The organism is Luteimonas arsenica (genome assembly GCF_004352825.1).
Lineage (GTDB): Bacteria > Pseudomonadota > Gammaproteobacteria > Xanthomonadales > Xanthomonadaceae > Luteimonas > Luteimonas arsenica.
The window spans coordinates 235,746-259,564 of record NZ_SJRW01000002.1; the positions used below are offsets into that span (position 1 = coordinate 235,746).

The window sequence follows — 23,819 nt, forward strand, 5'->3', positions numbered from 1 at the left end:
CCTATGCCAGGGCGGCCTCGCCGCGGACCGCGTGCGCGGTCGTGCCCAGCCAGCGTGGCGGCAGCGCGGCCCCGGCGTGGGCGCATCCTTCGAGCAGCGCGTCCAGGCCGTGGTCGTCGATGCCGGCGTGCATCGCGCGCGCCTGCGCCAGCAGGTCGCTGGCGAGGTGCTCCATCCAGCCGACGTAGCGTTCGGCACGGGCGACGAAGGCATCGTCGTCGAGGGTGTCGGTCAGCGCGCGGTTCATTTCGCGGCACCAGTCGAGCTGGTACTGGTCCAGCGGGCGCAGGCCGGTGGCCGCCGGGCCGCTGTTGCGCAGCCCCCAGTCGCGCAGCAGGGCCTGCACCGCCAGGTTCAGCGCGCGGCCGCGCTGGAACGCCGGGCGCAGACGGTTGAGCAGGCTCAGCTCCGCCTGGCGCCCGCCGAAGAACAGCGGCGCCAGCAGCGCCCAGTAGTAGGCGTAGTCCCAGAGCACCTTCAGCGGCATCACCTGCGGATCGCCGAAGATCGGGTACTGGTCCTGGTAGAGGGTCAGCGTGTTTTCGTAGAACGAGAAGTACAGCTGCTGGTAGACGTCTGCATAGGGCGCGATGCGCTCGCCGGCGCGGTCGCGCTCGACCAGTTCGCAGACGTAGGTGTTGCTGATCGCGATGAAGTCGCTGCCGGGCGAATAGAAGGGGTCGAGGAACACGCCGGCCTCGCCGGTCAGCGCCCAGCGGTCGCCCGAGTACACCTGCTTGCAGCCGTGCGAGAAGTGGCGCAGGAACAGGAAGTCCTGCAGCGCGTGCTCGGGCCGGTCGATCGAGGCGTAGACCCGCGGCTGGTGCTCGCGCAGCCAGGCCATGGCCTTCTCGTGGGTGTTCATCGTGTCCAGCGGGTGCATCTTCGCGTCGCAGACGATGCCCAGCGAATGCGCGCCCGAGGCCAGCGGGATCAGCCAGAACCAGTAGCCGGGGCCGCACATGTGGTTGGTCGAGCGCCAGCGCTCGGCGGGCGCGAAGGCCTCGTGCCAGGCGGGGTCGTCGGACCACGAGGAGAAATCGATGAAGCCGTCCACCCGCCACCAGGCCGCATTGGCGTCGTGGTCGTTGGACTCGGCCAGGCCCAGCTTGCGCTTGACCAGGCCGGCGCGGCCGGAGGCGTCGGCGAGGAAGCGGGCCCGCAGCGTGTGCGTCGCGCCTTCGCGCTCGTAGCCGACCTGGTGGTCGCCGTCGCCCTCGGCGAGGTCGATGGCGCGCACCACGGCACCGTCGAGGAAGGTGATGCCCAGCGCCAGCGCCTGTTCGCCGAGGAAGTTCTCGAAGCGTCCGCGATCGAGCTGCCATGACGGCGTCGGCAGCAGCCGGCTGACGCCGAGCTCGGTGCAGCGGCCGATGTCGCCCTCGCCCTCGCTGAAGAAGTAGCGCAGGCCGTACTTGCGGATCTGCTCGTTCTCCAGGTGTTCGCGGAAGCCCAGTACCTCGGCGAAGTAGTGCGCCCCGATCTCGACCGTCGACTCGCCGACCTTGAAGGCCGCCTCGCGCACCGGATGCCCGCGACGCTCCACCACCGCGACCTCGATCCCCGGATTGCGCTGCCTGAGCTGGATGGCGAGCGTGAGCCCCGCAAGGCCCCCGCCCAGGATGGCGACGTCGTAGCGCGGTGTTTCAGTCATCAGGCAGGTCCGTTGCTGTGGTTGCTGAGCGGATCGTACAGGGGCGCGGATGCGCTGCCAGCGTCGTCGATCACGGGGGGATGCGCGCGCGCGCGGCGGTACTCGCGCACGACGTCGCCATGGGTCCAGACCTGCGCCACCACGTGCGACGTGATCGCCCACAGGTCGCGGAACAGGCGGAAATGGCTCTTGCGGAATTCCAGGCCCGGCTCGCCACCCGCGTAGCGGGTCTCGATCGGCACCGCGACCACGCCGGCACCGGCTTCGCGCGCGGCCGAGATCAGCATCTGCGCCTCGAACACGAAGCCCTCGCCGGGCACGTCGGGCAGGGTGAACACGGCGCGCGGGTAGAGCCGCTGGCCGCTCTGGCTGTCGACCACGCGGAAGCCGCAGCCCCAGCTGATGCCCCAGTCGCCGAAGTCGTTGCCCAGTCGCCGGTGCGGCGGCTGCGAGGCGCGCTTGCGCAGGCGCGCGCCCACGATCACGCAGCCGGGATGGCGGTTGGCGGCGGCGACCAGGCGCGGGATGTCGGCCGCGTCGTGCTGGCCGTCGCCGTCCATGGTGACCACGGCGCGCGCGCCCAGGCGTTCCGCCTCGGCGAAGCCGCTGCGCAGCGCCGCGCCCTTGCCCATGCGCCGCGGGTGGCGCACCACGCGGGCGGGCAGGTCGGCGATGCGTTCGACGGTGTCGTCGTCGGAGCCGTCATCGACCACGATCACGGTCGACGCCTGGGTCAGCGCTTCCTCGACCACGCCGCGGATGCGCAGGGATTCGTTGAGTGCCGGGATCACCACCGCGACGTCTTCGCGGGCCAGCGGGACCTGCTCAGGCATGCGCGAGTTCCACCCGCAGGGTGCGGCCGGGGCCGGCGTGCAGCAGGGCGAGGTCGCCCAGGCCGGCGAGGGCATCGAACAGCGGCAGCATGGGCGCCATCGCGTTGCCGGCGCCCAGGCGTGCCAGCGGCCCGTGGCGCTGCGGCGCATCGCCGTCCAGCAGGGTCGCGCGCAGGCGGATGCCGGCGCCCGGTCCGCGGCGGTCGTCGTCACAGCGGCCCAGCACCAGGGCGCCGCCGAGCAGGCCCCGGCTGCGCGAGACCGCACCCAGCGGCCCGGTGCCCTCGGTGTCGTAGGCCGCCAGCAGCACCGCCTCGTCGCCGCAGGCGATCTGCGCCAGCGCTTCCAGCAGGCCCTGGGCGAAGCTGGCGCGGTGCGCGCTCAGCGCCGTGGCCGGGCGCAGGCAGCCGGCGCCGATGGTCCAGTAGCCGGCGGCGGCGTTGTGCACCGAGTTGTGGAACTTCGTCGGCGAGATCGCGCGCGGGTCGTCGGCGAGCGTCGCGCACATGTAGTCGGTGATCGCGAGGTCGCCGTGGGTGGAGGCGAACACCGAGGGTAGCGCCGCGGGCTCGCGTCCGGCGGCCTCGCAGGCGGCCAGTGCGACGTCCAGCGCCACCGCCACCGAAGGCGGTGCCCGGCGGCGCTCGTTCGGGGCCAGCAACTGCGGCGAGGGCTTGCCGCCATCACCCGTCGGCGTGCCGTTGGCGACGTGGTCGACCGCGGCCTGCCACGAGGGCAGGCCCGGGGCCCAGAAGCCGATGCCTTCGATGTCCGCGCAGAGCGTGTTCATGCGCGTCCGAAGACCAGGGCGGCGTTGTTGCCGCCGAAACCGAATGAATTGTTCATCGCGTAGCGGATGCCCGCGTCCTCCGCGTTGTCGAAGCGGATCTGCGGTCCGCAGGCGGGGTCCGGGGATTCGCTGTGCAGGATGCCCGGCAGCAGGCCGTGCTCGAGCGCGAGCAGGGCGAACACCGATTCCACGATGCCCGCCGCGCCGAGCGTGTGCCCGGTCCAGCCCTTGGTGGAACTGGCGTGCAGCGTGTCCGGGAACATCGTGGCCACCGCCGCGGCCTCGACCGCGTCGTTGGCCGGGGTCGAGGTGCCGTGCAGGTTGAGGTAGCCGACTTCGGCCGCAGCGATGCCCGCGCGCGCCAGCGCATCGCGCATCGCCAGGCTTGCGCCCAGGCCTTCGGGATGCGGCGCCGACATGTGGTGGGCGTCGCTGGATTCGCCGTAGCCGCGCAGCTGCAGGCCGGTGTCGCCCGGGGCCGCGCGTTCGAGCACGGCGAAGCCGCCGGCCTCGCCCAGCGACAGCCCGTCGCGGTCGCGGTCGAAGGGCCGGCAGGGATTCGCGGACACCAGTCCCAGCGAATTGAAGCCGAACAGCACGCTGCCGCACAGCGTGTCGACGCCGCCGACCAGGGCTGCGTCCACCAGCCCGGCGTGGATCAGCCGCGCCGCCTGCGCGAACACCTTGGCGCTGGACGAACAGGCGGTGGCCACGGTCGCACACGGGCCGCGCAGGCCGGTGGCGGCCTGCACGAAGTCGCCGAGCGAGTGCGGGGTGTGGATCATCGGCCGTGCCAGGTCGGCCGGGAAGGCGGGCGCGCCATCAGTGCCGGGCACCAGGCGCGCATAGGCCTCCTCGCTGGCGCCGATGCTGGAGGTCGAGGTGCCGATGACCACCGCGACGCGCTCGGCGCCGTGGCGTTCGCGGACGGCGGCCACGGCGTCCATCAGCCCGTCGTGCTGCAGCGCCATCCAGGCCAGGCGGTTGTTGCGGCAGTCCCAGTCGGCGAATTCCGCCGGCAGCGCCTCGTCCTCCAGCCCGTCGACGCGGCCGATCCAGGCCGGCAGCGGGTCGGGCCCGAAATCGTTCGGGCGCAGGCCGCCGCGGCGCGCGCGCAGCGCCTCGAGCTGGGCGCTGCGGCCACGGCCGAGGGCGGTGGTGGCTGAGTAGGCGGTGATCGCCAGCGCCGACATGGGGGGCGGCAGGGACTGCGACTGCGACGACGGCAAGGCGGGGGTCCGGCGGTGGAAAGGGGGCGAGTATAGCCATGGCGGTGGAAGGGCCGGATGATGCCCCGGCCTTCCGCCTTCCGGGCGGGCTCAGCCTCCCAGGCACTCCCAGAAGAACCGCTCCGCCATCCGGTACCGGTGCAGCGCATCGCCGCCGCGCAGGCCGTGCTTGGCGCCGGGATAGGTCATCAGCTGGAAGCGGGTGTCCTGCGCCTGCAGCTTCGACATCAGCGCGGTGGCGTTGCTGAAGAGCACGTTGTCGTCGGCCATGCCGTGCACCAGCAGCAGCGCATCGTCGCGGATGCCGTCGAGGTGGGTGAACACGCTGGCGGTGCGGTAACCCTCGACGTTGGCCTTCGGCAGGCCCATGTAGCGCTCGGTGTAGTGGGTGTCGTACAGGGCCCAGTCGGCCACCGGTGCGCCGGCGACGCCACAGCGGTAATCGTCCGGCGCCTGGCCCAGCAACATCAGGGTCATGTAGCCGCCGTTCGACCAGCCGTGCACGCCGATGCGGTCGCCGTCGACCCAGGGCTGGGCGCGCAGCCACTCGATGCCCTTGCGCTGGTCCTCGACCTCCACCGTGCCCTGCTTGCCGTACAGCGCGCCGCCGAAGTCGCGCCCGCGCCTCGGCGTGCCACGGTTGTCGAGCGAGAACACCACGTAACCCTGCTGCGCCAGGTACTGGTTGAAGAAGGCGTCCGCGCGCCCCGGCCAGGCGTCGAGCACGGTCTGCGCGGCGGGGCCGCCGTAGACGAAGACCACCGCCGGGTACTTCTTCGACGGATCGAAGCCGGGTGGAGTGATCAGGCTGAAGAAAAGCGCGGTTTCACCGTCGGCTGCCGTCAACGGGTGGAACACCGTGGGTCGATGCGCGGCGCGGTAAGGCGCATAGGGATGTGCCGGATCGTCGAGGTCGTTCCGCAGCAACGTGGCGAGCTTCGCCCCGTCCGCCTTGAACAGCTCGATCTGCGGCGGCGTGGTCGTGTTCGACCAGTTGTCCACGTACACGTTTGCCGTGTGCGCGAAGCTGGCGTTGTGGCTGCCGCCCTCTTGCGAAAGGGTGGTGATGCGTCCGCCATCGAGCGGCACGACGTGGATATGGCGTTCCGTCGGTGCGGCGACCGGCAAGGGCAGCGCATTGTCGCTGCGCACGCCGGGCAGGGTGGTGCGCATACCGGCACTGAAGTAGACCAGCCCCTTTGCCTCGTCCACCGCCAGCAGGCTGTCCACCGGCCAGTCGCCGCGGGTCAGCTGGCGCAGGTTCGCGCCGTCGCCGTCGGCGATGTAGAGATGCTCGAAGCCGTCGCGCTCGGACGACCACAGGAAGCGGCCGTCGGCGAGGAAGCGCAGGTTGTCGTGCAGCGGCACCCAGGTGTCCGAGGTCTCGGTGGCGAGGATGCGCTGGCGGCCGCTGGCCAGTTCCACCTCGATCAGCTCCAGCAGTTGCTGCTCGCGCGACTGGCGCTGGAACGTCAGCCGCTGCGGATCGCGCCAGTCCACGCGCGCGAGGTAGATGTCCGGGTTGGCGCCGAGGTCGATGCGCGTGGGCGCGGCGCGCGGGCGGTCGGGGCGGGCGACGAACAGCTCGACGCGCACGTTGTCGTCGCCGGCCGAGGGGTAGCGCTGCTCGACCACTTCGGTGCGGTCGGGATAGACCTCGTAGCGCTTCTGCACCGGCACCGGGCTTTCGTCGATGCGCGCGTAGGCGATGGCGGAATCGTCCGGCGCCCACCAGTAGCCGGTGTGGCGCGCCATCTCCTCGTCGGCGACGAACTCGGCCACGCCGTTGCCGATGGCGCCGCCGCCGTCACGGGTGAGCTGCACCTCGTCGCCGCTGGCGAGGTCGACCACCCACAGGTTGCGGCCGCGGATGAAGCTGACGTAGCCGCCCTCGGGTGACACGCGCGGGTCGGTGGCGAAGCCTTCGCCCGTGGTCAGCCTGCGCACCGCGTCCGCCCCGGACTTGTCCAGGTCGTAGAGATAGAGTTCGCCGCCGAGCGGGAACAGCAGGCGCCGCGAATCCGGCGCCCACTGGTAGTCGACGATGCCCGAGAGCGCGGCGATGCGCTGGCGCTCGCGGCGCGCCTTCTCCTCGTCGCTGAGCACCTCGTCGCCCGGCAGCACCACCGCCGAATCGACCAGCATCGCGGTTTCGCCGCTGGCGACGTCGAAGGCCCAGAGGTCGAGGCGGTTGCGGTCGCTGTCCTTGCCGCGCAGGAAGGTCACCCGCGAGCCGTCGGGCGCGACCTGCGGCCTGAGCAGGGTTGGGCCGGACAGCGGGGCGTCGCCGGTGATGGCTTCGAGGGTGAGCGGCGCGGCCTCCGCGCGGGCGGGCGTGGCGGCGTGGGCGTGGGCGAAGGTCATGGACATCAGGGCGGTGGCCAGCAGCAGGCGCATGGGGCGGTCCGGGAAGAATCGAGGGGCCATGATGCCGCAGCATGGACAGCCCACACCACGTCGGTCCTTTCCCTGCTGACGGGAAACTCAAGCGGGCATTCCCGCGAGGTTGCCCCCATCTGCCCTTCGGGCATCTTCCCCCGCGGGCGGGGGAAGAGCGCGGCACGGGTGGGAGTCAGGCGGGGCGGGGGCCCTGGCCGAAGAGCAGCGCCTTCTCCTCTTCGCTCATCGGCTTGCCGGCGTCGGGATTGACCTGCTTCGACAGCGCATAAGCCCGCTGCGTGGCTGGGCGCGCTGCGATCGCGGCCTGCCAGCGGCGGACTTCCGGGAAGGGTCCCAGATCCAGCGGCGCCTTGTCGTAGACGTTGATCCAGGGATACGCCGCCATGTCGGCGATGGTGTAGTCGTCGCCGGTGATGAACGCGCGGCCGGCCAGGCGCTTGTCGAGCACCCCGAGCAGGCGCTGCACCTCCTTCGTGTAGCGCTCGATGGCGTACGGGATCTTCTCCGGCGCATAGACGTTGAAGTGGCCGTACTGGCCGGTCATCGGCCCGAGGCCGGCCATCTGCCAGAACAGCCACTCCAGCGTGGCGGTGCGGCCGCGCGCGTCGGCGGGCAGGAAGCGGCCGGTCTTCTCCGCGAGATACAGCAGGATCGCGCCGGACTCGAACACGCTCTGCGGCGCGCCGGCGTCGGCCGGTGCGTGGTCGACGATGGCCGGCATCTTGTTGTTGGGCGAGATCGCCAGGAAGTCCGGCTCGAACTGCGCGCCCTTGCCGATGTCGACCGGGTGGATGCGGTACTCGAGCCCGGCCTCCTCCAGGAACAGGGTGACCTTGTGGCCGTTGGGGGTGGGCCAGTAGTGGAGGTCGATCATGCCGGGGCTCCGGGGATTGGGGCCCACGAGTCTAGGCCGCGACGGCCCGGGCGGGGCCCGTGCTCCCGCAACGCCGTGTTGCAGCCGGCCCGGAAAGCGCTTGGCAGCTGCAACCTGCGCCCATTAACCTTCCGCCGGTTTTCCGCCCGCCAAGGAACCCCCGTGTCGAACCCGCCCGTGCAGGCCCAGGCCCCCCGTCTGGGGCTGCTTCCCGCCCTCATCTTCAGCTCGCGCTGGCTGCAGCTGCCGCTCTACCTCGGCCTGATCGTGGCGCAGTGCGTCTACGTGTTCCTGTTCGGCAAGGAGCTCTGGCACCTGATCCACGAGACCCCGTCGCTGGGCGAGCAGGACATCATGCTGATCGTGCTCGGCCTGATCGACGTGGTGATGATCTCCAACCTGCTGGTGATGGTGATCGTGGGCGGCTACGAGACCTTCGTCTCGCGCCTGGGCCTGTCCGGCCATCCCGACCAGCCGGAGTGGCTGAGCCACGTCAACGCCAGCGTGCTCAAGGTCAAGCTGGCGATGGCGATCATCGGCATCTCCTCGATCCACCTGCTCAAGACCTTCATCGAGGCCGGCACGCTGGGCAGCGGCCTGCCGCACTGCACCTCGGCCGAGGGCATCGCCGCGGCCGCCGCCGCCACCGCCGCGGGGCTGAAGGGCAAGGCCTGCACCAACGCCACCGAGATGGGCGTGCTGTGGCAGACCATCATCCACTTCGCCTTCATCCTTTCGGCCATGGGCATCGCCTGGACCGACAAGCTGATGACGGGGTCGGCGAGTCGTCGCGAACACGCGCACTGACGCAGCAGGCCGGGCCCCATGGCTGCGGGGCCGCCGGGTGGGGCGGCCCTGCCTCGCGTAAAATGCGCCAATGGATGTCTCCCACCTGCTCGACGGGCTCAACGACGCCCAGCGCGAGGCTGTCTCCGCGCCGCCGGGCCACTATCTGGTGCTGGCCGGCGCCGGCTCCGGCAAGACCCGCGTCCTCACCCACCGCATCGCCTGGCTGAACGAGGTCTTCGGGGTGCCGGTGCACGGCATCTTCGCGGTCACCTTCACCAACAAGGCCGCGGCCGAGATGCGTCACCGTGCCGACGCCCTGCTGCGCCACGGCGCGCGCGGACTGTGGATCGGCACCTTCCACGGCCTGGCCCACCGGCTGCTGCGCCTGCACTGGCAGGACGCGAAGCTGCCCGAGGGCTTCCAGATCCTCGACTCCGACGACCAGCTGCGCCTGGTCAAGCGCGTGGTGCAGCAGCTGGAACTCGACGAGGCGCGCTTCCCGCCGCGGCAGATCGCCTGGTGGATCAACGCGCAGAAGGACGAGGGCCGGCGCCCGGCGCACATCCAGGACGGCCAGGACGAGTGGGGCTCGGTGATGCTCAAGGCCTACGCGCTTTACCAGGAGCGCTGCGACCGCGCCGGCCTGGTCGATTTCGCCGAGATCCTGCTGCGCGCGCACGAGCTGCTGCGCGACACGCCGGTGCTGCTGGCGCACTACCGGCAGCGCTTCGCGCACCTGCTGGTCGACGAATTCCAGGACACCAACGCCATCCAGTACGGCTTCATCCGGCTGCTGGCCGGGGATTCGGGCCAGGTGTTCGTGGTCGGTGATGACGACCAGGCCATCTACGGCTGGCGCGGCGCCAAGGTCGAGAACGTGCAGCGCTTCCTGCAGGACTTCCCGGGTGCGCAGACCATCCGCCTGGAGCAGAACTACCGCTCCACGGCGGCCATCCTGGATGCCGCCAACGCGGTGATCGCGCACAACCCGGGGCGCCTGGGCAAGAAGCTGTGGACGGAGAGCGGCGCGGGCGACCCGATCGACCTGTTCGCCGCCTACAACGAGATCGACGAGGCCGACTACATCGTCGGCCGCGTCCGAGAATGGGTGCGCGATGGCGGCAGCTACGGTGACTGCGCCGTGCTCTACCGCAGCAACGCGCAGTCGCGGATCATCGAGGAGAAGCTGCTGGACGCGCAGGTGCCCTACCGCGTCTACGGTGGCGTGCGCTTCTTCGAGCGCGCGGAAGTGAAGGACACCCTGGCCTACCTGCGCCTGGTCGCCAACCGCGACGACGACGCGGCCTTCGAGCGTGCGGTGAACACGCCCACGCGCGGCATCGGCGGGCGCACGCTCGACGAGGTGCGCATGCGTGCCCGCGCCGACGGCGTTGCGCTGTGGGAAGCCTCGCTGCGCTGTGCGCAGGGCACGGACCTTGCGGCGCGCGCGCGCAACGCGCTGGCGGCCTTCCATGCGCTCATCGACGCGATCGATGGCGAACTTGGTGACCTGCCGCTGAAGGACAAGGTTGACCACGTGCTGCTGCGGTCCGGCCTGCGCGAGCACTACGCGCGCGAGTCGAAGGGCAGCCTGGATTCGCGCGTCGACAACCTCGACGAGCTGGTGTCGGTGGCCTCGCGCTTCGTGCGCGGCGACGACGACGAGTCGGCCGCGCTCACCGAGCTGGTCGCCTTCCTCGCCTATGCCGCGCTCGAGGCCGGCGAGGGCCAGGCCCAGGCGGGCGAGGACGGCGTGCAGCTGATGACGCTGCACAGCGCCAAGGGGCTGGAGTTCCCGCTGGTGTTCCTGGCGGGGCTGGAGGAGGGCCTGTTCCCGAACGCGCGCTCGATCGAGGAGAGCGGGCGGCTGGAGGAGGAGCGCCGGCTTGCCTACGTCGGCATCACCCGCGCCCGCCAGAAGCTGGTGCTCAGCCACGCCGAGACCCGGCGCCTGCACGGCCAGGATATGTACGGCATGCCCTCGCGATTCCTGCGCGAGATCCCGCCGGCCCTGCTCAACGACGTGCGGCCGAAGGTGCAGGTCTCGCGCTCGCGCTACGCGCAGGCACCGCGCCGCGACCCGGGCCACGCAGTGCTCGAGGAAATTCCGGGCATCACCATCGGCCAGGACGTGGTCCATCCCAGCCTCGGCAGCGGCGTGGTCACCGGCATCGAAGGCGCCGGCGCGCACGCGCGCGTGCAGGTCAATTTCGAAGACGCCGGCAGCAAATGGCTGGTGCTGGCCTACGCGAAGCTGCAGCCGGCCTGAGGCTCAGTCGCGCAGCCTGAAACCCGGCGACTCGTTGAGCGAGCCATCGGATTCGAGCACCGCCCAGCGCTCCCCGGTGCGGTCGAACACCACCGGGATCGGATCCACGAACATCGGCCGGCGCACGAACTTCAGCGTCCACTTGAACTGCTCCAGCGTCTCCAGTGCCTTGAGCTGGCCTGGCGTCAGGCCGGCGCGCAGGGCGGCGGGGTCGAGTGGCGTGTCTCGGCGGCGTTCGCGTCCGTACATCGAGGATCTGGCAGGTCGTGGTGCAATGCACGATGTTGGCCCGTGTGCCGACGCGGCGGTGTGAACGCGCGCCGGTTTCCGGACGCCCGCCGTGCCGATCACGCCGCGCCGGACAGGTGCTCGAACAGGATGAAGGCGCCGATCAGCACCAGCAGCACGCCGCCACCGACCTCGGCGCGCTTGCCGGCCATCGCACCGAGCACGCGCCCGAGCAGGATGCCGAGCGTCACCATCACGAAGGTGGTGAGGCCGATCACCGTGGCGACCACCAGGATGTTGACCTCGAGGAAGGCCAGGCCCACGCCGACCGCCATCGCATCGATGCTGGTCGCGAAGCCGGTGGCGGCCAGCCCCCAGAACCCGTGGCGGCGAGGAGCTTCGTCCGTGTCGCCGTCGCCGTCGCCGTCGCCGTCGCCGTCGTCGTCGTCGTCGCGCAGCCCGAGCCAGACCATGCGCAGTCCGAGCGCGGTCAGCAGGGTGAACGCGATCCAGTGGTCCCAGGTGGTGACATAGCCCGCGGCGGCGGTGCCCAGGGCCCAGCCCACCAGCGGCGTGACCGCCTCGATGGTGCCGAAGATCAGGCCCGCGCGCAGCGCGTCGCGCAGGCGCGGGGTGCGCATCGCGGCGCCCTTGCCCACGGCCGCGGCGAAGGCGTCCGTCGACATCGCGATGCCGAGCATGAGGATCGATAGCGGGTGCATGTGCTGTCCAGAGTCGGGCGTGCGGACGACGGCATGCCGCGCGCCCAACCCTGAAGTTGCGCCGGCACGCCGATGGTCTCGCCAACCTGGACTGGTGTCGCGCGCCACGGCAAGGGCTGCCGAGTGTGTTGACGCGGACGCTTCCGGCTACGGAAGCAGGCTACTCCCCAACGGGAACACCCATTCTACCACGCGCCGCGGACGCGTTCCCCGGCCTGGGCGGAGTGATGCCCATCGACAGGTAGACGCTGGTCAGGGTGTCGATGCCGATCTCGGCCGGCTTCACCCAGTCGATCGGCACGTACAGCAGACCGCCACCGACCGGGATCGGCGCCGTCGGCACCAGTACGGTCAGGTGCATGCGGCCGTCGATCTCGATCGGCTCCGGATTGGGCAGCAGGCCGAGCACGGCCACGCCGTCGCCGCCGAAGAAGCACCACACCGGGCTCATCGCGGCGATGTCGGCATGCTGGCGGTCGCCGATCACCGAGACGAAGCGCTCGGCCAGCGCGTACACGCTGCCCACCAGCGGAATCCTGCGCATGGTGTTGCCGACCAGGGCCTTGAACGGCGCCTTCAGCCGCGACTGCACCAGCAGGCCGAGCAGGTAGACCAGGCCGATGGTCAGCGCCGTGCCCAGCAGCCAGGCCACCATCGGGTGCGCCTCGAACCACTCCCCGAACACGGTGAAGGAACGCCCGAACAGGCTGCTCGGGCCGAGGAAGCGGTTGACCAGGCCCACCGCCCAGCCCAGCAGCACCAGGGTGAGCACCAGCGGCAGCACCGCCAGCAGTCCGGTCAGCCAGGTGGTGATGACCGGCTGCAGGTGGCGGCGCAGGCCGACGTAGCCTGCGTCGTCACCGCGGTCGTGCCCGGGTGGCGTGATCAGTTCCACTCGAAGAGCTTGAAGTAGACCGGCGAGACGCCGTCGCGTTCGCCATCGACCACGCCGTCGCCGTCGCGGTCGTAGAGGTAGTAGGTGGGACCGCGCGAAGGCTCCACCTTGAGCGCACGCAGGCGACCATCGATGCGGTACTCGGTGACCACGTCGCCATTGGCCTCGGTGCGGATGGTTTCGTCCGCGCCTTCCGGGATCTGGTCGTAGGGGTCGCTGGCGGTGGCGCAGGCGCCCAGCAGCAGGGCGGTGGCGACCAGCGTGGGGGCGGCGAAGCGGTTCATGGCGGTCTCCCGGGGAGCTGCCGCCGATTATGCGCCAGTGCCGTGACCACGGGCGGTGAGGACGTAGAATCCGGGCATGAAACGCCTGGTTCTGATCGACGGTTCCTCCTACCTCTACCGCGCCTTCCACGCGCTACCGCCGCTGTCCAATGCCGATGGCGAGCCGACCGGCGCGCTGTTCGGCGTGGTCAACATGCTGCGCTCCACGCTCAAGGAACGGCCCGAGTACGTCGCCTTCGTGGTCGACGCGCCGGGGAAGACCTTCCGCGACGACCTGTATCCCGAGTACAAGGCCAACCGCCCGCCGATGCCCGACGACCTGCGCGCGCAGGTGCAGCCGATGTGCGACGTGGTCGAGGCCCTGGGCATCCCGATCCTGCGCGTGCCCGGGGTGGAGGCCGACGACGTCATCGGCACCCTCGCACTGCAGGCGGCCGGCGACGGCATCGACGTCACCATCTCCACCGGCGACAAGGATTTCGCCCAGCTGGTGCGCCCGGGCGTGGGCCTGGTGAACACCATGAGCGGCACGCGCACCGACTCCGACGAGGCGGTGGTCGCCAAGTTCGGCGTGCGGCCCGACCAGGTGGTCGACCTGCTGGCGCTGATGGGCGACAGCGTCGACAACATCCCCGGCGTGGAGAAGTGCGGGCCGAAGACCGCCGCCAAGTGGCTGGCCGCCTACGACAGCCTCGACGGCGTGATGGCCTCGGCCGGCGAGATCAAGGGCAAGGTCGGCGACAACCTGCGCGCCGCGCTCGACCGCCTGCCGCTGAGCAGGGAGCTGGCGACCATCCGCACCGACGTCGAGCTCGAGGTCGGCGCCACCGATCTCGCGCTGCGCGAACCCGACGTGGACACGCTGCGTGCGCTGTACGCGCGCTACGGCTTCGTGCAGGCGCTCAAGGAGCTCGATGGTGGCAGCGCCGCGAACGGGAATGTGCCGGCGAAGGCGACGATCGCGCGCGCGGGCAGCGGCTTCGTCGCGCCGGCGGCGGCCGCGGATGGCGTTGCGCCGGATCCCGCGCTGGCGGCCGAAGGCCGCTACGACACGATCCTCGACGCCGCGGCGCTGGAAGACTGGATCGCACGACTGCGCGAGGCCGGCCTATTCGCGGTCGACACCGAGACCGATTCGCTCGATCCCCTGCGCGCCAACCTGGTCGGCATCAGCTTCAGCGGCGAGCCCGGCCGCGCCGCCTACCTGCCGCTGGCCCACGACTATCCCGGCGCGCCGGCCCAGATCGACCGCGCGCAGGCGCTGGACCTGCTGCGCCCGCTGCTGGAGGACGCCTCCGTGCGCAAGGTCGGCCAGAACGGCAAGTACGACCTCCACGTGCTGCGCCGCCACGGCATCGCCCTGGCCGGCTACGCCGACGACACCCTGCTGGAGAGCTTCGTGCTCGACGCCGGCCGCACCCGCCACGACATGGATTCGCTGGCGCGGCGCGAACTCGGCTACCAGACCATCGCCTACGCCGACGTGGCCGGGAAGGGCGCCAAGCAGATCCCGTTCTCGCAGGTCGCCATCGACGACGCCACCCGCTACGCCGCAGAAGACGCCGACGTCACCCTGCGCCTGCACCGGGTGCTGTCCGCGCGGCTTGACGCCGAGCCCGGCCTGCAGCCCGTGTACCGCGATATCGAGATGCCGCTGGTGCCGGTGCTGGCGCGGGTGGAGGCCAACGGCGTGCTGCTCGACGGCGACGAACTGCGCCGCCAGGGCCAGGCGCTGGGCCGGCGCATGCTGGAGCTGCAGCAGCGCGCCACCGAGCTGGCGGGCCGCAGCTTCAACCTGGATTCGCCGAAGCAGGTCGGCGCCCTCCTGTACGACGAACTCGGCCTGCCGGCGCTGGTGAAGACGCCCAAGGGCCAGCCGTCGGCGAATGAAGAGGCGCTGGAGGCCATCGCGGACCAGCACGAGCTGCCGCGGGTGATCCTCGACTACCGCAGCCTGGCCAAGCTGCGCGGCACCTACACCGACAAGCTGCCCGAGATGGTCAATCCCGACACCGGCCGCTTGCACACCAGCTACCAGCAGGCCGGCGCCGCCACCGGGCGCCTGGCCTCGAGCGACCCCAACCTGCAAAACATCCCGATCCGCACCGAGGACGGCCGCCGCATCCGCACCGCCTTCGTCGCGCCGCCGGGGCGGAAACTGGTGGCCTGCGACTATTCGCAGATCGAACTGCGGATCATGGCCCACCTCTCGCAGGACGCCGGCCTGGTCGCGGCCTTCGAGGCCGGCGCCGACATCCACCGCGCCACCGCCGCGGAAGTGTTCGGGCGCAAACTCGACGAGGTCACCGGCGACGAGCGTCGCGCCGCCAAGGCGATCAACTTCGGCCTGATGTATGGCATGGGCGCCTTCGGCCTGGCGCGCAACCTCGGCATCTCGCGCGCCGAGGCCCAGGACTACATCGCGCTGTACTTCTCGCGCTATCCCGGCGTGCGTGACTTCATGGAGCGCACGCGCAGCCAGGCCCGTGAGCAGGGCCATGTCGAAACCGTCTTCGGCCGCCGCCTGTGGCTGGAGTACATCAGCCGCGGCACCCAGGCCCAGCGTGCCGGCGCCGAGCGCGCCGCGATCAACGCGCCGATGCAGGGCACGGCGGCGGACATCATCAAGCGCGCCATGGTGGCGGTGGACGAGTGGCTGCAGCCGCACGGCGAACGCGCACTGATGATCCTGCAGGTGCACGACGAACTGGTGTTCGAGTGCGACGAAGGCTTCGTCGACACCCTGCTCCCCGAGGTGGTTTCGCGGATGACCGGCGCGGCGGAACTGAGGGTGCCGCTGGTGGTCGACAGCGGCGTTGGCGACAACTGGGAACAGGCGCATTGAGTATTCAGCAAAGGGCCCGGAAAGGGCCGCTAAACGCAGGCTGAATCCAACAAAAACTTAACGGCAATCTTCACGAACCATCCATGTCCGCGATGGTCATATAGCCCGTGACAGATGCAAGGTCTGTCGCAGATCACTCCCCTCCCCTGGAGCTGATCGACCCCGGAACGTAAGGCTTCTCCCCGAGCCCCGTTCTCCAGCCCCGCCGGCCCCCCCTGCCTGCGGGGCTTTTTATTGCCTGTAGCCTATGGGGCCTGACCCGCTGCCTGGAGCGAAGCCTTGACCGGAGACCTGGCGCTAGTCGCGGACATCGGAGGAACCAATGCGCGGTTCGCGCTGTGCGACCCCGCGGCGGTGGTGCCGGGACTCGTGGAGCCGATGGCGCTGCGCAATGCGGAGTTCGCCAGCCTGCAGCACGCCACCGAACATTACCTCGCCGCCGTCGGCGTCCGCCCGCGGCGGGCCGCGATGGCGCTGGCCTGCCCGGTCGACGGCGACGAAATGCGGCTGACCAACCGCGCCTGGTCGTTCAGTCGCCATGAGCTGCGCGACTCGCTGGGGCTGGAGGAGCTGCGCCTGCTCAACGACTTCGGCGCCATCGCGCGCGCGGTGCCGGTGCTGGCGGCGGACGAGCGCGTGGTGCTGCACGGGCAGTCGCACGAGCTGTCGCGGGGGCCGGTCAGCGTCATCGGGCCCGGCACCGGCTTCGGGGTCGCCCTGCTGGTCGGCAGTGCCGACGGCGGCTGGCAGGTGGTGGAGACCGAGGGCGGCCACGTCGGCTTCGCGCCCCTGGGCGACGAGGAACGCCTGCTCGCGGCCCGGATCACGGCGCGCCACGGCCGCGCGTCCTGGGAGCGGCTGCTGTCGGGCAGCGGCCTGTCGGTCATCGATGCGGTGCTGCGCGGGGACGAAGACGGTGGGCTGCGCGACCCTGCCGCGATCGTGGCCGCGGCGCTGGACGGCCATGACGTGGTTTCGCGCCGAGCGCTCGCGCGCTTCTGCGCGATCCTCGGCAGCGTTGCCGGCGACATCGCGCTGGCGCACGGCGCGCGCTCGGTGGTGATCGCCGGCGGCATGGTGCCGCGTTTCCTGCCCTTCCTGCGCAGCAGCGCCTTTCGCGAGCGCTTCCTGGACAAGGGCCGCTTCGCCGCCTGGCTGGAGCCGGTGTCGATCCAGGTCGTGGTCCATCCCAACCCGGGACTGCTGGGCGCGGCCGTGGCCCTGGGGCCTGGGCCATGTCCGGGGAGCGCGCGCTGAGCCGGCTGAGGCAAAAAAGCTCTTCCTCAGCCCAACTCCGCCAGCCAGTCGCGTGGCCGGAGGTAGTCGGCCAGGCGGGCCTCGGGGCTGCCGGGCTCCGGTTCGAAGCCGTATTCCCAGCGCGCCAGCGGCGGCATGCTCATCAGGATGGATTCGCTGCGGCCGCCGGACTGCAGGCCGAAGTGGGTGCCGCGGTCCCAGACCAGGTTGAATTCGACGTAGCGGCCGCGGCGGTAGAGCTGGAACTGGCGCTCGCGTTCGCCCCAGGGCGTGGCCTTGCGGCGTTCGACGATCGGCAGCCAGGCGTCGAGGAAGCCGTCGCCGACCGCGCGCAGGTAGGCGAAGTCGCGCTCGAAGTCGTCGGCCAGGTCGTCGAAGAACAGGCCGCCGACGCCGCGGGTCTCGTCGCGGTGCTTCAGGAAGAAGTACTCGTCGCACCACCGCTTGTGCGCCTCGTAGCGCGCCTGGCTGCCGAAGGGCTCGCACAGCGCGCGCGCGGTGCGGTGCCAGTGCAGCACGTCCTCGTCGAAGGGATAGAAGGGCGTGAGGTCGAAGCCGCCGCCGAACCATGAGGCCACGGTCGCGCCGTCGCGCTCGGCGCGGAAGTGGCGCACGTTGGCATGCGTGGTCGGCAGGTACGGGTTGCGCGGGTGGAAGACCAGCGAAACGCCGACCGCGCGCCACGAGGCGCCGGTCAGTTCGGGCCGGTTCGCCGTGGCCGACGGCGGCAGTCGCGTGCCGCGCACGTCGGAGAAGCCGATGCCGGCCTGCTCGAACACGGCACCGTCGCGCATGATGCGGGTGCGACCGCCGCCGGCGAGGCCGCCGCTGGCGCTCTCGTCCGGGCGCGTCCAGGCGTCCTCGTGGAAGCGCGCGGCGCCGTCGGCGCCCTCCATGGCCGCGCAGATGCGGTCCTGCAGGCCAGTCAGGTAGTCGCGGACGGCGTCGAAATCGGTCATGTGGCAATTGTAAGGCGGCCGACACCATCCCGGCGGCGCGTCGGCAGTGTTCCACCGGTGACGCAACCCTAACGCGCAGCTAACGTCTGCTTAGGGAAACGCGAACGCGCCTGCACGTCATCATCGGCATCGCAATCATCATGAAGGGGACTTCGATGACCTTGCACACTGCGGAACCGCGCACCGCGCATTTCCCCCTGCTCGACGACGTGATCGTTGTGGCCGACGCCGCCATGCGCATGCGCGCACCGCGCCGGATCGTCGCCACGCTGGTCGAAGGGCTGCGCAACCTGCTCCCCAACGCCGGCGCGTTGCCGCCCGCGCTGTTGATCCCCGACCCCGCCGGCTACACGCGTCGCGAGCTGTACCGCTCGCCGCGCCACGGCTACCAGGTGCTGGCCATGACCTGGGGCCCCGGGCAGGGCAGCTCCGTGCACGACCATGCCGACACCTGGGGCGTCGAGGCGGTGCTGCGCGGACACCTGGAAGTGCTCGACTACCGCGTCCGCGACCGCAATCGCGCGCTCGTCCGCATGCATGCCAGCGACCACCACGCGCTCGAGGATGGCCGCGTGATCGGCCTGCTGCCGCCGCACGACCTGCATTCCTGCCGCAATCCCAGTGCGCGGGAAACCACCGTGACCCTGCACATCTACGGCACGCCGCTGGACGAGGTACGCCGCTTCGTGCACGTCGAGGACGATCTCTATCGTCCGGAGCGCGTGCGGCTGGCCATGGCCTGAGGCGCGCCCTCAGTCCTTCAGCGCGCGCTCGAACAATTCGTAGATGCGTCGGTACTGGTCGTACCAGGAATCGGAATGCACATAGCCGTGCCGCTCCAGCGGGTAGCTCGCCAATTCCCACTTGTCCTTGCGCAGCTCGATCAGGCGCTGCGCCAGCATCACCGAGTCCTTGTAGAACACGTTGTCGTCGATCATGCCGTGGGCGATCAGCAGGTGGTCCTGCAGGCCCTCGGCGTACTCCATCGGCGATGACTTCGCGTAGGCCTCGGGGTCGAGCTCCGGGGTGTTGAGGATGTTGGCGGTGTAGCCGTGGTTGTACTGCGACCAGTCGGTCACCGGGCGCAGCGCGGCGCCCGCCTTGAAGGTGCCCGGCTCGCGGAACAGGGCCATGAAGGTCATGAAGCCGCCGTAGCTGCCGCCGTAGATGCCGACGCGGTCGCGGTCGGCCTGGCGGTTTTCCACCAGCCAGTCGATGCCGTCGAGGTAGTCCTCCAGCTCCGGGTGGCCCATCTGCCGGTAGATCGCGGTGCGCCAGTCGCGGCCGTAGCCTTCGGAGGCCCGGAAGTCGAGGTCGAGCACGATGTAGCCCTGCTGCACCAGCAGGTTGTGGAACATCTGCTCGCGGAAGTAGTTCGGATAGCGGTCGCTGACGTTCTGCAGGTAGCCGGCGCCGTGCACGAACAGCACGACCGGGTATTCGCGGCCGGGCTCCATGGTGGCCGGGCCGTAGTACTTGCCCCAGACGGTGCCGGCACCGTGCTTCGAGGGCACCTGCACGGTCTCGGGCTGGATCCATTCGCGTGCCTTGAACTCCGCGCTGCGGGTGTCGGTGAGCTGGCGGGCGTCGCCGCCGGCGGCGTCGACCACCGACAGCTGCGGCGGCACGTAGCTGCTCGAATGCCGCACCAGCACGCGGCGGCCGTCGGGCGAGGCGACGAAGTCCTCGACGCCGTTCAGCGCGGTCACTTCGCGCACTTCGCCGCCGTTGGCGCCGACCTGGCAGACCTCGTAGTCGCCGGGGCGGGCGCGGTTGCACAGGAACAGGAAGCTGGCGCCGTCCGCGGCCAGCACCGGCTGCGAGGCTTCCCAGCGGCCCGAGGTCAGCGCGCGAGCGCGGCCGCCCGACGTGGTGTACAGGTGCGACCAGCCGGACTCCTCGGACAGGAACCACAGCGTGCGCGCATCCGGCATCCAGCCGAACTCGTTGAAGCTCCAGTTGATCCAGGCCTCGTCGCTCAGGCGGTGCACGGGCTGCAGCTTCGCGCCGGCGAGGTCGACCGTCGCCAGCCAGCGGTCCTTGTTGTCGACCGAGTGCAGCATCAGCGCGAGGCCGCGGCCGTCGTCGCTCCAGCGCGCGCCGCCGGAGACGTCGCCGCCCCAGCCTTCGATGCGCACGGGGCGGTTGCCCTTCAGCGCATCCTTGCCGGCGGCCTTGCGCAGCGCGGCCAGCGGATCCTGGGTGATGCCCGGCAGCGGATCGGTCTTCAGTTCGCGCACCTTGCCGTCGTCGAGCGACACCAGCCAGAACGACTGCGGCGCGGGATCGTTGCGGCCCACGCGCGTGCGCACGTCCTCGAACTCCTCGTAGCCGGACTCGGTGACGTACTTCGGCATCTTTCCGCCCTGGCCCGCGTCGGCACCCTTGGCCTGGGTGACCGCGAACAGCCAGCGGCCGTCGGGCGAGAGCGCGCTGCCCTGGATCTCGACGTCCTTGCCGAGGAAGGCCGGCGCCGGCGCGCGGCTCGGGTCGGCGCTGCGCCAGGCTTCGGCCTGGGTGCGCAGCTCCTCGCGGCGTTCGCGCTCGGTGCGCAGGGTTTCGATGTAGCGCAGCTGGCGCTCGCGCAGGGCGTCGGCCTTGGGCGGCGTGCCGGGAGCATCCTCGGCCTTCAGGCTCGCGGCCTGGCCGACGCCGCCCGAGGCGGTCCAGCGGTACCAGTCGTTGCCGCTGCGCCACGACAGCGAGCCGTCGCGGCCCCACTGCAGCTGCGATTCGCCGGCCTCGGTGCGGGTGATCTGGGTCAGCGCGCCGCCGCGCAGGTCACGCACGAAGACGTCGCCATTGCGCAGGAAGGCCATGCGCGCGCGGGTGGCGTCGAATATCGGGTCCGTGCCGTCGATGCCCGCGCGCGCTGCGCCGTCGACCCGGTTTGCCGCACCGCCGGCCACCGGCTGGGCGAAGGTGTCGCGCACGTTGCTGCCGCTGCGCTTGGCCGCGTAATAAGCGGTGGCGCCGTCCCAGGACCACCACATCCGCTCCACAGGCGGACCGATCCAGTCGGGGTCGGCCATGACCTGGTGCAGGTCGAGCGCCGGCGCGGGCTGGGCCAGGGCCGTGGATGCGGGCGCGACGGCCAGCAGCAGCGACAGCGACAGGAAGGAAACGACGGTGCGGTGGCGCATGGTGCAGTGACCCCTCGGGACGTTGACGCGCCAGCGTATCAGCCGCGCGCGCGATGCCTCTGGGCCGGTGGTCATGCCCGGATTCACGCCGCCTGAACCGGTGACGACGCGAAGAGGGGCACAATGGCGGGCGCGGTGCCCGGTTCGCACCGCGGAGAACGGCGTGGACGCGTTGCTGCTGTCGCGGATCCAGTTCGGCTTCCTGATCACCTTCCACATCCTGTTCCCGGCCTTCACCATCGGCCTGGCGCACTGGCTGGCCTTCCTCGAGTGGCGCTGGCTGCGCACCCGCGACGCGATGTGGCGCGACCTCTATTTCTTCTGGCTGCGGATCTTCGCCATCAGCTTCGGCATGGGCGTGGTCAGCGGCATCGTGATGAGCTTCCAGTTCGGCACCAACTGGGCGGTGCTGTCCGAGCGTGCGGGCGCGATCCTGGGCCCGCTGCTGAGCTACGAGGTGCTGACCGCTTTCTTCCTGGAGGCCAGCTTCCTGGGCGTGATGCTGTTCGGCTGGAACCGTGTGTCGCCGAAGCTGCATTTCCTGTCGACCTGCATGGTCGCGCTGGGCACGCTGTTTTCGACCTTCTGGATCCTGTCCGCCAACAGCTGGATGCAGACCCCGCAGGGCCACGAGATCGTCGACGGCGTGTTCCACCCGGTCGACTGGCTGGCGATCATCTTCAACCCGTCCTTCCCCTACCGGCTGGCGCACATGGTGCTGGCCGCGTTCATCACCACCTGCTTCGTGGTCGGCGGCGTCAGCGCCTGGTACCTGCGCCGCGGGGTGCACCTGGCGGCGGGGCGGAGGATGCTGAAGCTGGCGGTGGCCTTCGCCGCGATCACGCTGCCGCTGCAGGTGCTGGTCGGCGACCTGCACGGCCTCAACGTCGGCAAGCACCAGCCGGTGAAGCTCGCGGCGATGGAGGCGCACTGGGAGGCCGGCGAACCCGGTGCGGGGGTGCCGCTGGTCCTGTTCGCCTGGCCCGACGAGGCCGCCGGGACCAACCGTTACGAAGTGGCCATTCCCCGCCTGGGCAGCCTGATCCTCACCCACAGCTGGGACGGGGAGATCCAGCCGCTGGCCGCGGTGCCCGCCGACGAGCGGCCGCCGGTGGCGCCGGTGTTCTGGGCGTTCCGGGTGATGGTGGGTCTTGGCGTGGCCATGCTGCTGCTGGCGCTGGCGTCCGCCTGGGCATGGTGGCGGGGCTGGCTGTTCGAATCGAAATGGCTGCTGGACGGCTGGCGATGGCTGAGTCCTGCCGGCTTCGTGGCCCTGGTCTCGGGCTGGTACGTGGTCGAGATCGGTCGCCAGCCCTGGGTGGTCTACGGCCTGCTGCGCACCAGCGAGGCGGTCAGCCCCAACATCACCGCCGCCGCCGTGATGTCTTCGCTGGTCGTCTATGCCACTGCCTATGCGGTGATTTTCGGCGCGGGCATCCACTATCTGCTGGGCCTGGTGCGCAAGGGCCCGCTGCTACACGAGGACTCACCGGAGACCGGCGGCGGCGACCGCACGCCGGCCCGGCCGCTGTCGGTCGGCGGCCACGACCACGCGCGTGCGGAGGACGGCTGATGGACACCGCGACCTGGCTGCCGGTGGCGTGGTACGGCGTGATCGGTTTCGGCGTGCTGATGTACGTGCTGCTCGATGGCTTCGTGCTCGGCCTCGGCATCCTCGCGCCCTTCGCCGAGGACGGCGACCAGCTCGACCACATGATGAACACCGCCGCGCCGATCTGGGACGGCAACGAAACCTGGCTGGTGCTCGGCGGCACCGCGCTGTTCGCGGCCTTCCCCAAGGCCTACGCGATCCTGCTGTCAGCGTTGTACCTGCCGGTGCTGCTGATGCTGATCGCGCTGATCTTCCGGGGCGTGGCCTTCGAATTCCGCTTCAAGGCGCGGCGCGGGAAGCCGTTCTGGGGCGGTGCCTTCGCGCTCGGCTCGATGGTGGCGGCGTTCGCGCAGGGCCTGATCCTGGGCGCGCTGGTGGAAGGCATGCCGCTGGAAGAGGGCAAGTATCTTGGCGGCGCCTTCGACTGGTTCAGCCCGTTCTCGATGCTGACCGGGGTCGCGGTGGTGTTCGGCTACGCGCTGCTGGGCGCGGGCTGGCTGATCCTGAAGACCGAGGGACCGCTGCAGTCGGTCGCCCGCACCGTCACCCGGCCGCTGGTGCTGGTGGTGGTGGCCTTCATGGGCCTGGTCAGCGCCTGGTTGCCGTTCCTGGACTCGCAGATCATGGCGCGCTGGTTCGAGGGCGGGAACTTCTGGTGGCTGGCGCCGGTGCCGCTGCTGGCGCTGGCCAACGCCTGGTGGCTGTGGCGAGCGGCGATGCGCACGGGCCGCGACGCCCGGCCTTTCGTGCTGACGCTGAGCTTCTTCGTGCTCGGCTTCATCGGCCTGGTGGTGGGCATCTGGCCCAACATCATCCCGCCCTCGCTGAGCATCTGGGACGCGGCTTCGCCGCCGTCGACGCAGGTCTTCACCCTGGTCGGACTGGTGCTGCTGCTGCCGGTCATCCTCGGTTACACGGCGTGGTCGTACTCGGTGTTCAGGGGCAAGATCCAGGCCGACGCGGGCTACCACTGAAGGCGCGGGCGGGGCGAAGGGCGGCCCGCATCGGGGCGTCGCGGCGCGCTTGCTTTATGCTT

At 70.7% G+C, this 23,819-nt stretch carries 19 protein-coding genes; 7 read left to right on the plus strand and 12 right to left on the minus strand.

Annotated features, from left to right (window positions below):
- Nucleotide 1 precedes the first annotated feature (1 nt).
- The 6 genes from E2170_RS08560 to E2170_RS08585 all read right to left on the minus strand — a co-directional run bounded on the left by E2170_RS08560 (nt 2) and on the right by E2170_RS08585 (nt 7,780).
- Nucleotides 2-1,654, minus strand: coding sequence for an NAD(P)/FAD-dependent oxidoreductase (locus E2170_RS08560; RefSeq protein WP_133000264.1), 1,653 nt, complete (start codon nt 1,652-1,654; stop codon nt 2-4).
- Complete coding sequence (locus E2170_RS08565; RefSeq protein WP_133000265.1) at nt 1,654-2,487, minus strand: glycosyltransferase family 2 protein; 834 nt, start codon at nt 2,485-2,487, stop codon at nt 1,654-1,656. The genes E2170_RS08560 and E2170_RS08565 overlap by 1 nt, the downstream gene beginning before the upstream one ends.
- Nucleotides 2,480-3,277 (minus strand): beta-ketoacyl synthase chain length factor, encoded by a 798-nt coding sequence (locus E2170_RS08570; RefSeq protein WP_133000266.1) that lies wholly within the window; start codon nt 3,275-3,277, stop codon nt 2,480-2,482. Before E2170_RS08570 ends, E2170_RS08565 begins: the two co-directional genes overlap by 8 nt.
- Nucleotides 3,274-4,470, minus strand: coding sequence for a beta-ketoacyl-[acyl-carrier-protein] synthase family protein (locus tag E2170_RS08575; RefSeq protein WP_133001137.1), 1,197 nt, complete (start codon nt 4,468-4,470; stop codon nt 3,274-3,276). The genes E2170_RS08570 and E2170_RS08575 overlap by 4 nt, the downstream gene beginning before the upstream one ends.
- Before the next feature lie 126 nt (nt 4,471-4,596).
- The gene (locus E2170_RS08580) at nt 4,597-6,903 is read right to left on the minus strand and encodes a S9 family peptidase (RefSeq protein WP_133000267.1); all 2,307 of its coding nucleotides are present in this window, start codon (nt 6,901-6,903) and stop codon (nt 4,597-4,599) included.
- 175 nt (nt 6,904-7,078) lie between these two features.
- Nucleotides 7,079-7,780: a glutathione binding-like protein gene (locus E2170_RS08585; protein WP_133000268.1), complete on the minus strand. Its 702-nt coding sequence runs from the start codon at nt 7,778-7,780 to the stop codon at nt 7,079-7,081.
- A gap of 177 nt (nt 7,781-7,957) precedes the next feature.
- On the opposite strand from E2170_RS08585, the gene E2170_RS08590 reads away from it, so the two are divergent.
- Both E2170_RS08590 and uvrD read left to right on the plus strand, forming a co-directional pair.
- Nucleotides 7,958-8,587, plus strand: a complete 630-nt coding sequence (locus E2170_RS08590; protein ID WP_133001138.1) for a TIGR00645 family protein — start codon at nt 7,958-7,960, stop codon at nt 8,585-8,587.
- A 70-nt stretch (nt 8,588-8,657) separates the two neighbouring features.
- Nucleotides 8,658-10,838, plus strand: coding sequence for a DNA helicase II (uvrD, locus tag E2170_RS08595; RefSeq protein ID WP_133000269.1), 2,181 nt, complete (start codon nt 8,658-8,660; stop codon nt 10,836-10,838).
- A gap of 3 nt (nt 10,839-10,841) precedes the next feature.
- On the opposite strand, the gene E2170_RS08600 is transcribed toward uvrD, so the two are convergent.
- From E2170_RS08600 to E2170_RS08615, 4 genes are all read right to left on the minus strand, one after another.
- Nucleotides 10,842-11,087: a hypothetical protein gene (locus E2170_RS08600; RefSeq protein ID WP_133000270.1), complete on the minus strand. Its 246-nt coding sequence runs from the start codon at nt 11,085-11,087 to the stop codon at nt 10,842-10,844.
- Nucleotides 11,088-11,185: 98 nt separating this feature from the next.
- Nucleotides 11,186-11,788, minus strand: coding sequence for a manganese efflux pump MntP (locus E2170_RS08605; protein WP_133000271.1), 603 nt, complete (start codon nt 11,786-11,788; stop codon nt 11,186-11,188).
- A gap of 160 nt (nt 11,789-11,948) precedes the next feature.
- A complete protein-coding gene (locus E2170_RS08610) occupies nt 11,949-12,683 on the minus strand; it encodes a DUF502 domain-containing protein (protein ID WP_207914956.1) in 735 nt (244 codons plus the stop codon).
- On the minus strand, nt 12,674-12,967 hold the full coding sequence (locus E2170_RS08615) for a DUF2782 domain-containing protein (protein ID WP_133000272.1): 294 nt from the start codon (nt 12,965-12,967) through the stop codon (nt 12,674-12,676). Before E2170_RS08615 ends, E2170_RS08610 begins: the two co-directional genes overlap by 10 nt.
- 76 nt (nt 12,968-13,043) lie before the next feature.
- Between E2170_RS08615 and polA the strand changes: the two genes are divergently transcribed.
- Both polA and glk read left to right on the plus strand, forming a co-directional pair.
- On the plus strand, nt 13,044-15,812 hold the full coding sequence (gene polA / locus E2170_RS08620; RefSeq protein ID WP_133000273.1) for a DNA polymerase I: 2,769 nt from the start codon (nt 13,044-13,046) through the stop codon (nt 15,810-15,812).
- A 279-nt stretch (nt 15,813-16,091) separates the two neighbouring features.
- Complete coding sequence (gene glk / locus E2170_RS08625; RefSeq protein WP_133000274.1) at nt 16,092-17,069, plus strand: glucokinase; 978 nt, start codon at nt 16,092-16,094, stop codon at nt 17,067-17,069.
- Nucleotides 17,070-17,095: 26 nt separating this feature from the next.
- Here glk and hemF read toward each other — a convergent pair whose 3' ends face one another.
- On the minus strand, nt 17,096-18,028 hold the full coding sequence (gene hemF / locus E2170_RS08630; RefSeq protein ID WP_133000275.1) for an oxygen-dependent coproporphyrinogen oxidase: 933 nt from the start codon (nt 18,026-18,028) through the stop codon (nt 17,096-17,098).
- Between the two features lie 155 nt (nt 18,029-18,183).
- Between hemF and E2170_RS08635 the strand changes: the two genes are divergently transcribed.
- The gene (locus E2170_RS08635; protein WP_165942206.1) at nt 18,184-18,771 is read left to right on the plus strand and encodes a cysteine dioxygenase family protein; all 588 of its coding nucleotides are present in this window, start codon (nt 18,184-18,186) and stop codon (nt 18,769-18,771) included.
- Nucleotides 18,772-18,780: 9 nt separating this feature from the next.
- Here the strand turns inward: E2170_RS08635 and E2170_RS08640 are convergent, their stop codons facing one another.
- Nucleotides 18,781-21,171: a S9 family peptidase gene (locus tag E2170_RS08640; protein ID WP_133000277.1), complete on the minus strand. Its 2,391-nt coding sequence runs from the start codon at nt 21,169-21,171 to the stop codon at nt 18,781-18,783.
- A gap of 163 nt (nt 21,172-21,334) precedes the next feature.
- On the opposite strand from E2170_RS08640, the gene E2170_RS08645 reads away from it, so the two are divergent.
- Together E2170_RS08645 and cydB are read left to right on the plus strand one after the other, a co-directional pair.
- Complete coding sequence (locus E2170_RS08645; RefSeq protein ID WP_133000278.1) at nt 21,335-22,744, plus strand: cytochrome ubiquinol oxidase subunit I; 1,410 nt, start codon at nt 21,335-21,337, stop codon at nt 22,742-22,744.
- Nucleotides 22,744-23,757 (plus strand): cytochrome d ubiquinol oxidase subunit II, encoded by a 1,014-nt coding sequence (gene cydB / locus E2170_RS08650; RefSeq protein WP_133000279.1) that lies wholly within the window; start codon nt 22,744-22,746, stop codon nt 23,755-23,757. Before E2170_RS08645 ends, cydB begins: the two co-directional genes overlap by 1 nt.
- The last annotated feature ends 62 nt before the right edge of the window (nt 23,758-23,819 follow it).

Coding starts and splice junctions, on each gene's coding strand:
- cydB (WP_133000279.1), top strand. CDS start 22,744: ATGGACACCGCGACCTGGCTGCCGGTGGCGTGGTACGGCGTGATCGGT.
- E2170_RS08600 (WP_133000270.1), bottom strand. CDS start 11,087: ATGTACGGACGCGAACGCCGCCGAGACACGCCACTCGACCCCGCCGCC.
- E2170_RS08635 (WP_165942206.1), top strand. CDS start 18,184: ATGACCTTGCACACTGCGGAACCGCGCACCGCGCATTTCCCCCTGCTC.
- E2170_RS08575 (WP_133001137.1), bottom strand. CDS start 4,470: ATGTCGGCGCTGGCGATCACCGCCTACTCAGCCACCACCGCCCTCGGC.
- polA (WP_133000273.1), top strand. CDS start 13,044: ATGAAACGCCTGGTTCTGATCGACGGTTCCTCCTACCTCTACCGCGCC.
- E2170_RS08560 (WP_133000264.1), bottom strand. CDS start 1,654: ATGACTGAAACACCGCGCTACGACGTCGCCATCCTGGGCGGGGGCCTT.
- E2170_RS08585 (WP_133000268.1), bottom strand. CDS start 7,780: ATGATCGACCTCCACTACTGGCCCACCCCCAACGGCCACAAGGTCACC.
- E2170_RS08640 (WP_133000277.1), bottom strand. CDS start 21,171: ATGCGCCACCGCACCGTCGTTTCCTTCCTGTCGCTGTCGCTGCTGCTG.
- E2170_RS08615 (WP_133000272.1), bottom strand. CDS start 12,967: ATGAACCGCTTCGCCGCCCCCACGCTGGTCGCCACCGCCCTGCTGCTG.
- hemF (WP_133000275.1), bottom strand. CDS start 18,028: ATGACCGATTTCGACGCCGTCCGCGACTACCTGACTGGCCTGCAGGAC.
- uvrD (WP_133000269.1), top strand. CDS start 8,658: ATGGATGTCTCCCACCTGCTCGACGGGCTCAACGACGCCCAGCGCGAG.
- E2170_RS08580 (WP_133000267.1), bottom strand. CDS start 6,903: ATGCGCCTGCTGCTGGCCACCGCCCTGATGTCCATGACCTTCGCCCAC.
- E2170_RS08570 (WP_133000266.1), bottom strand. CDS start 3,277: ATGAACACGCTCTGCGCGGACATCGAAGGCATCGGCTTCTGGGCCCCG.
- E2170_RS08605 (WP_133000271.1), bottom strand. CDS start 11,788: ATGCACCCGCTATCGATCCTCATGCTCGGCATCGCGATGTCGACGGAC.
- E2170_RS08565 (WP_133000265.1), bottom strand. CDS start 2,487: ATGCCTGAGCAGGTCCCGCTGGCCCGCGAAGACGTCGCGGTGGTGATC.